Origin of the sequence: Yoonia maricola (genome assembly GCF_002797915.1) — a bacterium.
Classification (GTDB): Bacteria; Pseudomonadota; Alphaproteobacteria; order Rhodobacterales; family Rhodobacteraceae; genus Yoonia; species Yoonia maricola.
Window position 1 is genome coordinate 1,589,211 of the sequence record NZ_PGTY01000001.1, and the last position, 12,227, is coordinate 1,601,437.

Annotated in this window: 10 protein-coding genes; 6 read left to right on the forward strand and 4 right to left on the reverse strand. The window is 55.4% G+C overall.

The features are described from left to right. Positions 1-8: 8 nt before the first annotated feature. From BC777_RS08040 to pdeM, 6 genes are all read left to right on the forward strand, one after another. The gene (locus tag BC777_RS08040) at positions 9-863 is read left to right on the forward strand and encodes a tetratricopeptide repeat protein (protein WP_100367561.1); all 855 of its coding nucleotides are present in this window, start codon (positions 9-11) and stop codon (positions 861-863) included. 6 nt (positions 864-869) lie between these two features. After that, entirely contained in the window at positions 870-1,361 is a 492-nt protein-coding gene (locus BC777_RS08045; RefSeq protein ID WP_100367562.1) for a prepilin peptidase, read from the forward strand. A 127-nt stretch (positions 1,362-1,488) separates the two neighbouring features. Then, positions 1,489-2,799, forward strand: a complete 1,311-nt coding sequence (locus BC777_RS08050) for a DUF8689 domain-containing protein (RefSeq protein WP_100367563.1) — start codon at positions 1,489-1,491, stop codon at positions 2,797-2,799. A 70-nt stretch (positions 2,800-2,869) separates the two neighbouring features. After that, the gene (locus BC777_RS08055; protein ID WP_100367564.1) at positions 2,870-3,655 is read left to right on the forward strand and encodes an NAD(P)-dependent oxidoreductase; all 786 of its coding nucleotides are present in this window, start codon (positions 2,870-2,872) and stop codon (positions 3,653-3,655) included. A gap of 42 nt (positions 3,656-3,697) precedes the next feature. Beyond that, the gene (locus tag BC777_RS08060; protein WP_100367565.1) at positions 3,698-6,103 is read left to right on the forward strand and encodes a ligase-associated DNA damage response DEXH box helicase; all 2,406 of its coding nucleotides are present in this window, start codon (positions 3,698-3,700) and stop codon (positions 6,101-6,103) included. A gap of 38 nt (positions 6,104-6,141) precedes the next feature. Continuing rightward, complete coding sequence (gene pdeM, locus BC777_RS08065) at positions 6,142-6,786, forward strand: ligase-associated DNA damage response endonuclease PdeM (protein WP_100368059.1); 645 nt, start codon at positions 6,142-6,144, stop codon at positions 6,784-6,786. Here pdeM and folD read toward each other — a convergent pair. The 4 genes from folD to ftsH all read right to left on the reverse strand — a co-directional run bounded on the left by folD (position 6,783) and on the right by ftsH (position 12,183). Further along, positions 6,783-7,676 (reverse strand): bifunctional methylenetetrahydrofolate dehydrogenase/methenyltetrahydrofolate cyclohydrolase FolD, encoded by an 894-nt coding sequence (gene folD / locus BC777_RS08070; protein ID WP_100367566.1) that lies wholly within the window; start codon positions 7,674-7,676, stop codon positions 6,783-6,785. The two genes, pdeM and folD, sit on opposite strands and share 4 nt — an antisense overlap. A gap of 79 nt (positions 7,677-7,755) precedes the next feature. Next, positions 7,756-9,432, reverse strand: a complete 1,677-nt coding sequence (locus tag BC777_RS08075; protein WP_100367567.1) for a formate--tetrahydrofolate ligase — start codon at positions 9,430-9,432, stop codon at positions 7,756-7,758. A gap of 141 nt (positions 9,433-9,573) precedes the next feature. Continuing rightward, positions 9,574-10,152 (reverse strand): MOSC domain-containing protein, encoded by a 579-nt coding sequence (locus BC777_RS08080; protein WP_100367568.1) that lies wholly within the window; start codon positions 10,150-10,152, stop codon positions 9,574-9,576. 111 nt (positions 10,153-10,263) lie between these two features. Then, positions 10,264-12,183, reverse strand: a complete 1,920-nt coding sequence (ftsH, locus tag BC777_RS08085) for an ATP-dependent zinc metalloprotease FtsH (RefSeq protein ID WP_446001708.1) — start codon at positions 12,181-12,183, stop codon at positions 10,264-10,266. Positions 12,184-12,227 lie beyond the last annotated feature (44 nt).

Here is a 12,227-nt window from a genome sequence, read left to right on the forward strand (position 1 = left end):
CGCAAAACATGCGCCACCCCATTTTTCTGACGCTTTGTGCGGCGGCCATTGGCTTGTCCGCATGTGAAGAATCCGGCGAAGAGCAGGTCGAACGTGCCCTGCAAGATATTAACGTCGTCGATGAAAGCAACCTCAACGATGTGATGCTGACCGTTGGCGACCCTAATGAGGCGGTCCGGTACTTTGCAAATGCCAATGCGAATGATCCCGGCCGGATTGACCTTCAACGTGGTCTGGCGAAATCGCTGGTACGCGCAAAACGGACAAACGACGCCGTTACGGCATGGCAGACGGTTGTCGCCCATGAGGAAGCCACAGACACAGACCGTGTGGATCTGGCCGATGCCTTTGTCCGTGCGAACGCATGGGATGATGCGGCAGCAACACTCAACACCATCCCGCCGACCTATGAGACCTTCAAACGCTACCGGCTTGAGGCGATGGTCGCAGACAGTCGTCAGCAATGGGACAAGGCTGACAGCTTTTATGAAACGGCCGTGGGCCTGACGACCCGCCCAGCCACAGTCTACAACAACTGGGGATTTTCCAAGCTGACCCGTGGCGAATATGCAGAGGCAGAACGCATGTTCACTGATGCGCTACGTTTCAACAGCAATATGTTCACGGCAAAAAACAACCTTGTCTTGGCGCGCGGTGCGCAACGAAACTATACAATTCCTGTTGTGCCGATGACACAAGTGGAACGAGCGCAGTTGATGCACACAATGGCGCTGGCCGCGATCAAGCAGAATGATATCACGATTGGCAAATCGCTTCTGAACGATGCGATTAATACGCACCCACGCTATTTTGAGGAAGCCGTACGTGCATTGGAAGCTCTTGAAAACAACGCTGTGAACTAACCCCGGATGGGTATCACAGCCGAAGCCGCCTATTGGTTCCTGCCAGCGGTCATCCCGATTGCGTTATTCATTTCGTGGAATGACATGCGCGATATGAAGATCACCAACAACTCGGTGATCGTCGTGATGATCGCCTACGGGATACTGGGTCCATTCGCGTTCGGCTGGGAAATGTACCTGTGGCAGTGGTTACATTTCCCTATCGCTTTGGTCATCTGCATGGCGCTTTGGGCGTTGCGCCTTATGGGCGGGGGCGATGCAAAACTGATTGCGGCGATGGCCCCGTTTTTCATGATGGCAGATATCGCTGTAATCCTGCGCATCTTCGCATCAAGCCTGATTGGGGCATTGATCGTTCATACGCTGTTCCGTCTGACACCACTTAAGCGCCCCGTCAGCGAATGGAAAAGCTGGAATGCAGGCAGGTATTTCCCAAAGGGTTTCCCGCTTAGCATGACACTCCTACTATATCTGGTATTTGCCGCGGTTTACCTCTGAGAAAAAGATGCAATGCCTTGGACAGGAACATCTTTATTCACTATTTTGCCATAGTTACTGTTAAACTTTAAATGAACAGGGGCCGAGTCTGCGGTCACGGTATTTTTTGTAATGGGCGAGACTTGATATGAACGTGCAAACAAACAGTGTAATGGCGCCACCCGCGCCGCGTAGCATCGAAGGCATGCTTTTGCCACTCGCCATGATGCGCGATATTCTTATCAAAACCATGTTCCGTATGAACCTTGATTTGGTCTCGACCATCAGTCGTGCGATTTGCCTGCCGATCCCGGTGACACAAGAACTTGTCGATATGGCCCGCGGCCAGCTTCTGCTGGAAGCGACGGGTACCCTGAACGCCAACAACGGCAATGAGATGGGTTATCAATTAACAGACGCCGGCCGTGCCCGTGCATTGGATGCATTGGGCCAGTCAGAATACTACGGCGCGATGCCCGTCCCGCTTGATATCTACCGCCAGCAAATTCAACGTCAGTCCATCCGCAACATCCAATTGACCCGTGACCAACTGCAAACGGCGATGGGTCACCTGATCCTGCCAGATGATTTGCTGGGCAACCTGGGCCCCGCGGTCAGTGCCGGTCGTTCGATCCTGATGTATGGCCCACCCGGCAATGGTAAATCCTCGATCTCGAACGGCATCCGTGATGCCTTGGGTGATAAGATCTATGTGCCCCGCGCCATCGAATACTCTGGTCAGGTGATCACCGTTTATGACCCCATCGTACACAGTGCTGCCGAAGATGATGTGGATGATCCCAACAGCTTGCGCCGTACCTCTGGCCGCTTTGATACCCGTTACGTGCGCTGCGAGCGTCCAACGGTAATCACCGGTGGTGAACTCTCACTCTCGATGCTGGACCTTGTCTATAACCCAACCGCCCGAACCTATCAGGCACCGTTGCAGCTGAAATCAACTGGCGGCATCTTCATCGTGGACGACCTTGGCCGTCAGCAAGAACCGCCGCAGACCCTTGTAAACCGCTGGATTGTTCCGCTGGAAGAAAACAAGGATATTCTGGCGCTGCAATCGGGTGAGAAATTCGAAGTGCCGTTTGATACGCTCGTCGTCTTTTCAACCAACTTCCACCCCAACGCGATCTTCGATAAGGCGGCCCTGCGTCGTATCTTCTACAAGATCAAGATTGATGGTCCGAACCAGGAAGACTACCTCAAAATCTTTGCCATGGTCGCGCGCAAACGCAAGATGCCGCTGGATGAAGACACGCTCGTCCACCTTCTGAACGTGCGCTACCCCGAAATCGACAATGTCTATGCAAACTATCAGCCGATCTTCCTCATCGACCAGATGATCTCTATCTGTGAATTTGAAGGCATCCCCTATCAAATGTCACCAGAGTTGATTGACCGCGCATGGGCCAACATGTTCGTAAAGGAAGAAGAGATTATCCACTAATCGCTTTCGACATTCCCAAGACCAAGGCTTCCCTCTACCCTGTGGGAAGCCTTTTTCGTTGGAGGGATGGATGGCCGATATCATTGGCGTGGCGGGCTGTGGCCGGATGGGGATGGGCATGCTGCGTAACCTGCAACAGGCCGGGTTTAACGCGCGCGGGTTTGATGTGCGCCCCTTGTCAGATGTTGGCACCAATGTCGCGACATTTGTCGATGGGCTGACCACGCTGATCACCGTTGTGCGGGATATTGCTGAAACGGATGCGCTTCTTTTTGATGATCAGGCGGTGGTGACGCGGGCGGCGCACCTCAAACAGATTATTATCTGCTCTACGCTTTCTCCAATATATGTCAAAGGCTTACGTGATCGTGTTCCAGAACACATCACCTTGATCGATGCGCCGATGTCAGGCGCGCAAATCAAGGCTGATGCGGGCACATTGACTTTCATGACCGGCGGGCCGGCGGATCAAGTCACACCTTTACTGCAAGCCATGGGGAGCCAAATACATCAGATGGGGGGCTTCGGCGCAGGCATGACGGCGAAAGTTCTCAACAATCTCCTCGCAGCCTCTCATACCGCAATGACACGGCTGGTGTTGGATTGGGCCAATGCCGAAGGCGTGGATGAAAGCAGGCTACTTGCATTGATCAATACTGCGTCAGGGCAAAACTGGTTCGCCTCCGGGTTTGATGAAATCGAGTTCGCGCGCGATGGCTATGCGCCGGAGAATACCATAGGCATTCTTGTCAAGGATGTGGGCTCAGCACTCGATATCGCACCTGATGATGATATCACCCTGCCCCTTGCCGTCCAATCTGCCATTCGTGGACTCAAACCACGGCGCAAACCGTAAGGTGGGTCTTGACCCACCTTACATGCGGCGCAATTTAAGCACATGACACCCCTGCCCCCCTTGTTTCAGGATTGGTTCGCATCGCGCGGCTGGGCCATTCACCCGCACCAGCAACAGATGCTGGATCAGGCAGCCGCACCTGCGCTGATGCTCATCGCCCCCACGGGCGGCGGGAAAACCCTCGCTGGGTTTCTACCCTCTCTCATTGAACTCGCAAACCGGCAACATGATGGGCTGCACACCCTCTATGTCTCCCCGCTCAAGGCCCTCGCCGCCGATATTAAACGCAACCTGCGCACCCCGGTGGCCGAGATGGACCTGCCCATCCGTATCGAAGACCGCACCGGTGATACCTCGTACACCCAAAAACGCCGCCAACGTGCCGACCCACCCCATATCTTGCTGACCACGCCTGAATCATTGGCCCTGTTGACCAGCTATGAAGATGCTCCGCATATTTTCAAGGGCTTGCAACGCATCATCGTCGATGAAATCCACGCTCTCGCCGAAAGTAAACGCGGCGACCAACTCATGCTGGCCCTCAGCCGTCTTCAAACACTCGCCCCTGATTTGCGGCGCGTGGGGCTGTCCGCCACCGTGGAGGACCCCGACGCCATCGCATCCGAACTCGCCCGTCATCCCGACCCTTGCGCAATCATTCACGCCGATCCGGGACCCGACCCCGATATTCAGATGCTGATCACGCAAGAAAAACCGCCCTGGGCTGGCGGCGGTGCAAAATATGCGATCCCTGCTGTGCTGGATGAGGTCAAAAAGCACAAGACCACCCTCATCTTCCACAACACCCGCGCCCAGGCAGAGATTTTCTTTCACAATCTTTGGCTGGCAAACACCGATGACTTGCCCATCGGCATCCACCACGGCAGCCTCTCCCGTGAACAACGTGAAAGGGTCGAAGCGGCCATGGTCACCGGTGATTTGCGCGCCATCGTTTGTACTGGCTCGCTTGATCTTGGCATCGACTGGGGTGATGTCGATCTGGTCATTCAAGTCGGCGCGCCAAAGAACGTCAAACGTCTGGTGCAACGGATTGGGCGCGCCAATCACCGCTACAACGCACCCTCCAAGGCTCTCTTGGTTCCGGCCAACCGTTTCGAAGTTGTCGAATGCGTCGCCGCCTTAGAGGCTGTCAAAGAGCATGACCTGGATGGGGACCCCAAGGGCCCCGGCCCACGCGACGTGCTGTGCCAACATATCCTGATCACCGCCTGCGCCGGGCCATTTGATGCCAATCAGCTTTATCAAGAAATCAAAACCGTCGGCGCCTATCGCACACTGTCTCGCGCGGCTTTTGATGACTGCCTCGATTTCTGCGCAACTGGCGGCTATGCGCTGCGCGCCTATGACAAGTGGAAACGGCTGTTGCAAACCGCCGATGAGCAATGGCAGTTGCGCGACCCGCGCGCCGCGCAGCGCATCCGTATGAATATAGGGACCATCCAGGATACCGACACGCTGAAGGTCCGCATGAAGGGCAATTTCAAACCGCTGGGCGAGGTGGAAGAGGCCTTTGCCGCCACCCTCACCCCCGGCGATACCTTCCTGATCGGCGGCCAAGTGGTACGATACGAAAACCTCAAAGAGATGACGGTTGAGGTTTCCCGACGCGGCGACAAAACCCCAAAAATCGCGACCTTCATGGGCACCAAATTCGCCAACTCAACACAGTTGTCCCAGCGCATCCTACGAATGTTCGACCAACCAGAATGGCCCGAACTGCCAGCGCATACGGCCGAATGGCTCGGGCTACAGCGCCAACATTCAAAACTGCCCGAGGCAGACCGTATTTTGGTTGAAACCTTCCCACACGAAAGCCGTCACCATATTTGCGCCTACGGGTTTGCCGGGCGCAATGCGATGCAAACACTGGGCATGCTGGTGACACAGCGGATGGAAGAACTGAACCTCCACCCGATGGGTTTTGTGGCCACAGATTACGCCACGCTGGTCTGGGGGCTGGACCCGGTTGATGACCCGGCACCGCTGTTTCAACCTGACAACATGCGCGCCGATTTTGAAACCTGGCTTTCAGGGAATGCAGTGATGAAGAAAACCTTTCGCGGCGCGGCCACGATTGCTGGGTTGATCGAGCGTAACCTGCCGCAAGCGCGCAAAAGCGGGCGGCAGGCGACGTTCTCTTCCGACATTCTGTATGACACGCTGTCAAAATATGACCCTGATCACCTGATGATGCGGATCACACGAGAAGAGGCGATGCGCGGCCTCGTTGATTTTGGGCGGATTGAGGAAATGCTGAGCCGTACCGCAGGCCAGATTGACCATGTGAAACTTGATCGCGTTACGCCTTTGTCGCTGCCGATGTTTCTTGAACAAGGGCGCATCGCCGTGGCGGGCGCAGGTCAAGACCGCCTGTTGGAAGAACAAGCCGCCCGTCTGATGGAAGAGGCGCGCGTCGCCTCACTTTGAGCCTTGATCTGCCACGCGTGCTACGCCAAGAACAGAGCATGAACGCATATCATTTTAATTTTTGTAATACGGCGTGCGTCGCATTGCCAACGGGCGCGTTGCATCTGCCCGCACACGATGTGCTTTGCGTCTCAGACCTGCATTTGGGCAAATCCGAACGAATCGCGCGGCGCAGCGGTGTCATGCTGCCCCCTTATGAGGTGGTTGAAACATTGCAAAAACTGGAAACGGATATCGCCGCGACAAACCCTGCTCAGGTCATCTGCCTTGGTGACAGCTTTGATGATCTGGATGCAGCAGGAAGCCTTGATGAAGACATGCGGCTTTGGCTGGCGCGATTGCAAGCTGGCAAAACCTGGGTCTGGATTGAAGGCAACCACGACCCAGGCCCGATTGATCTGGGCGGGACACACCGCAGTGAGATTACGATTGGCACACTGACCTTTCGCCACATCGCCACACCTGAAGTGGCCGAAATTTCAGGACACTATCATCCCAAACATCGCGTTACAGGGCGCAGCCGCCCCGCATTTCTTTATGACGATCAGCGGCTCATCATGCCCGCCTATGGCGCCTATACAGGTGGCTTGGCCAGCCATGCACCAGATTTACGCAAGCTCTTTGGTGCACGAACAATCGCAATTATGACAGGACAAAAAGCGATCCCTGTGCCGCTTCCCTAGGCCGTTAGACCCTCAGGCTCGGACAGTCCGTTTGCACGGCAGCAAGCGGTCAAAGTATTGGCCAGCAGGCAGGCTATGGTCATCGGACCGACACCACCCGGTACAGGCGTGATCGCACCAGCAACCGCAGCACAACTGTCGTAATCCGCATCACCGACCAAACGCGTACCACCCTCGGGCTTTTCAATCCGGTTGATGCCCACGTCAATGACAGTGGCCCCCGGCTTGATCCAGTCGCCTTGGACCATCTGCGGACGACCGACAGCCGCGACAACGATGTCGGCCTGACGGACGACATCGGGCAAATCCTTTGTACGGCTATGGGCAATGGTCACTGTGCAACTATCACCCAACAACAACTGTGCCATCGGTTTGCCTACGATGTTTGAGCGGCCGATCACGACTGCATTCATCCCAGACAAAGACCCATGATGATCGCGCAGCATCATCAAGCTGCCCAAGGGCGTGCAGGGCACCATGCTCTTTTGCCCCGTGCCCAGCAAACCCACGTTTGAGATATGAAACCCGTCCACATCCTTGGCCGGATCAATGCTGTTGATCACCAGATCACTATCAAGATGGTCGGGCAACGGCAGCTGTACCAAAATTCCATGGATTTCTGGATCAGAGTTCAGCTGCGCAATCAATGCCAACAGATCCGCTTCAGAAGTGTCTACATCCAGCTTGTGCTCAATGGAATTCATACCAACTTCAACGGTCATCTTGCCCTTAGAACGGACATAAACCTGACTGGCGGGGTCTTCTCCAACCAAGACAACAGCCAACCCCGGAGTAATCCCCTGCTCTTCTTTGAGCTTGGCTACACCTTTGGCCACTTCAGCACGCACCTTTGCCGCAAAGGCTTTTCCATCAATCACTGTCGCTGTCATTGTCATCTTCTCATGTTCAAAATACATCCGCGCAGAGCGCAGATGGGAGGGCGGCGGGACGTCGTCCCGCCCGTATCGCTTAAAACAAGCCTTCGATCTCGCCTGCATCATTGAGCATGATCTGCTCTGCAGATGGTACGCGCGGCAAGCCCGGCATCGTCATGATTTCACCGCAGATTGCTACAATGAAACCGGCCCCCGCACTCAGGCGCACTTCACGCACGGGCACAGCATGCCCGGTCGGCGCACCGCGCAATGTCGGATCGGTCGAGAAGCTATACTGCGTCTTGGCCATACAGACCGGCAGATCGCCATAACCTTGCTCTTCCCATTTTTTGAGTTGATCGCGGATTTTGCTATCCGCAATCACCTCATCCGCACGATAAATACGCTTCGCAATTGTGTCGATCTTATCAAACAAGCTCATGTCATCGGGGTAGATCGGAGAGAAATTCGCCTCATCCGCATCTGCGATCTGCGCCACGCGGGTAGCTAACTCAGTGGTGCCTTCAGACCCCAAAGCCCAGTGCTTGCACAGGATCGCTTCGGACCCTTGGGTTTCAACATAGGCTTTGACGGCGGCCACTTCGGCATCCGTATCGGTCACGAAGTGATTGATCGCCACGACAACAGGCACACCAAAGCTCTTCACATTTTCAATGTGACGGCCGAGGTTCGGACAACCGGCGTTTACGGCATCTACATTCTCGGCACCCAGATCAGCCTTGCCCACACCGCCGTTCATCTTCATCGCCCGCACAGTCGCCACAACGACAACACAAGATGGCGCGAGGTCTGCCTTGCGGCATTTGATGTTCATGAACTTCTCGGCACCCAGATCAGCGCCAAAACCAGCTTCCGTTACAACGTAATCTGCCAATTTCAGCGCAGTGGTTGTCGCGGTCACAGAGTTACAGCCGTGCGCAATGTTCGCAAACGGGCCACCGTGCACAAAGGCCGGGTTGTTTTCCAAGGTTTGCACAAGATTCGGCTGCATCGCATCTTTCAACAGCACGGTCATCGCGCCATCAGCCTTGATATCGCGGCAATAAACCGGGCTGCGGTCGCGGCGATAAGCCACGATGATGTCGCCAAGACGCTTTTGCAGATCGTCCAGATTGCGGGCCAAGCACAAGATTGCCATGACCTCTGACGCCACGGTGATGTCAAAACCAGCCTCACGCGGGAAACCATTGGCCACACCGCCCAAAGACGCCGTGATCTGGCGCAGCGCGCGGTCGTTCATGTCCAACACACGACGCCAGGCCACGCGGCGGATGTCGATCTCAAGCGCATTGCCCCAATAGATGTGGTTATCGATCATCGCGGAAAGCAGATTATGCGCAGACGTAATCGCGTGGAAGTCACCCGTGAAATGCAAGTTCATGTCTTCCATCGGCACAACTTGAGCGTAACCACCACCAGCGGCCCCGCCTTTCATACCAAAGCAGGGACCAAGTGAGGCTTCACGAATACAAATTGCCGCATTCTTGCCAATCGCGTTCAGGCCATCGCCCAAACCAACGGTTGTCGTTGTCTTACCCTCACCTGCAGGCGTCGGGTTGATCGCGGTGACAAGGATCAGCTTACCATCTTTCCGATCCTGCACGCTGTCGATCAGCCGCTGACTGACCTTCGCCTTGTCGTGGCCGTAGGGTAGCAGGTCATCGCTATCGATGCCCAGCTTCGCGCCAATTTCCTGAATTGGTCGCTTTTGCGCGCCGCGCGCGATCTCGATATCTGACTTGTATTCCATGAGAGACTTCCCTGAGCATGGCAAATGCCGTTCTTGTTCATTATCGCTTCTAGCGGCTGGATATCCTGACATGCACCGTGATTGCGACATTTTCACCGCCGGAATCGGCGGGGTGCGCGGGCTTTGTGTCGGATGGGAAACCTAAGGGGCCCATGCGCGTTGGTCGGGGACATGCAAACGCACGACATCGCCGACACGCGTGCGCCCTTCGCGTTCGACCCAGGCTGTGACACCACGTTTGCCCTTGGCCGCAAGTTTGAACTTGTCGCCCGCCCCTGGATGATCTGCATTGATCGGCTTAGCAGGCAGGTGACAGGGGCGATTTTCCATATCGATCACCAAAGTGGCCCCGTCGGGAAGTTGCAGGCGGGACGAGGGCGGCAGATGCGTAAAATCGGGAATACCCGCAATGACCATTGACGCCCCAACCAATGCGGGGTCCAGCTTTTCCAAACCGCAGTCAGCAGCGATCTCGGCCAGTTCCTCTGCTGACACAATCGAAAGCTGTCGGACGTTGCGAATTTCTGTATCACGCGGGTGCTGGCTTGTGACCCTGGCACAGGATGCGCGCGTCAAACCGCCATGTGCTTCATCCGGCATGCCTGCGTAGGTAAGTTTCGCCTCTTGTACCGGCGATGATCGCAAAGATGCATCCCTGTCGGCGACATGGCCGATCCAGATGACTTCACCAATGATATCCGTTGGCTTTAATGCGGGCATCGCGCACTCCTTAATGATGATGCGTTATGCTTAGGTCAGTGCTGCATGCGCTTCAATGCGCGAATACACCAAAAAAAACGCCGCTCTGAAAAGAGCGGCGTTTGATCATCCTTATGTCGATGGTTCCGGTTCCATCCCACCGTCATCCGAAGTGCGCGGCTTCTTCGGTTTCGTCTTCGGGATCGCCGTCACGGACGGTGTTCCACCAGATGGCGGTGTATCATCTGCGTCGTCGCCAGAATGTAACGGCTCGCCCGCCATAACGCGTTTGATCTCATCACCGGTCAACGTCTCATACTCAAGAAGGCCTTGGGCCAAACGTTCGAACTCTTCGTTCTTTTCTGTAATGATCTGATACGCGCGATCATACCCTTGTTTGATAAATCCGCGCACCTCATCCTCGATCAACTCCTTGGTATGGGCCGAAACCGATAGACCCGCTGTATTGCCAGAGTAGCCTTCATGCGCTTCTGAATAGTCAATGTTGCCCACTTTATCGGACATACCCCAGCGCAGGATCATCGCGCGTGCCAGCTGGCTGGCTTGCTGAATGTCACCGGCGGGGCCGTTGCTGACCTGATCTTCACCATATTTGATGATCTCGGCCGCCTTGCCCGCCATGGTCATGGCCAAACGCTGGTGGCATTCGTCCTTGAACATGTTCAAACGGTCCATCTCTGGAAGGCTCATCACCATGCCCAATGCACCGCCGCGCGGAATGATCGTTGCTTTATAGACCGGGTCACACTTTGGCAGACTGATACCGACAATCGCGTGGCCTGCCTCGTGATAGGCGGTCATCTCTTTCTGTTCGGTAGTCATGACCATTGAACGGCGTTCTGCACCCATCATTACCTTGTCTTTGGCGGACTCAAAATCCACCATCGTGACAAAACGTCGCCCGACACGCGCGGCCATCAAGGCCGCCTCATTCACAAGGTTTGCCAGATCAGCGCCCGAGAATCCGGGAGAACCGCGTGCGATAATCCGCAGATCTACATCCGGGCCCAGAGGGATTTTGCGAGCATGCACGCCCAAAATCTTTTCGCGTCCTTTGATATCCGGGTTTGGCACAGTCACCTGACGGTCAAAACGGCCCGGACGTAACAGCGCAGGGTCAAGTACATCACGACGGTTGGTCGCCGCCACGATAATCACACCTTCATTGGCTTCAAAACCATCCATCTCGACCAGCAATTGGTTGAGCGTTTGTTCACGCTCGTCATTGCCGCCGCCAATACCAACACCACGCGACCGACCAACAGCGTCAATCTCGTCGATAAACACGATACACGGCGCATTTTTCTTGGCCTGCTCGAACATGTCGCGCACGCGCGACGCACCCACACCGACGAACATTTCGACAAAATCAGAACCTGAAATGGTAAAGAAAGGCACACCTGCTTCGCCCGCAATCGCGCGCGCAAGGAGCGTTTTACCTGTACCGGGCGGGCCCACAAGCAGCGCGCCTTTAGGAATCTTGCCGCCGAGTCGCGAGAATTTCTGCGGATTGCGCAGGAATTCCACGATTTCTTCCAGCTCTTCCTTGGCCTCATCAATACCGGCCACGTCATCAAATGTGACGCGTCCGTGTTTCTCGGTCAAAAGCTTGGCGCGCGATTTGCCAAAACCCATCGCCCCGCCTTTGCCACCACCTTGCATACGGTTCATGAAATAAATCCAGACACCGATCAAAAGCAGGAAGGGCAGCAAGCTTAACAAAAACGATTGGAACACCGATGTTTCCTGACTGCGCGCCTCAACCGGGACATCCGATTCAATCAAAAGCTGTGTGATTTCAGCGTCTTGCGGCATGATAGTCGAATAGGTTCGCCCTGCCTCGACATAGCGCACACTCTCTCCATCTATGACAACATCGGTCACGTTTCCAAGTTCAACCGCCTCAACAAATTCAGAATAGCTGCGCGCCTCGCTATTCGTGGCGCCCTGTGGGCTGCTGAATAGGTTGAACAGCGCCAGAACCATAAGGAACAAGACGACCCAAAAGACCATGTTACGCGCGTTGCCCAAGGGGAAACTCCTTCAAAATGGGGACGAGGAGCGACAGAGTCGCA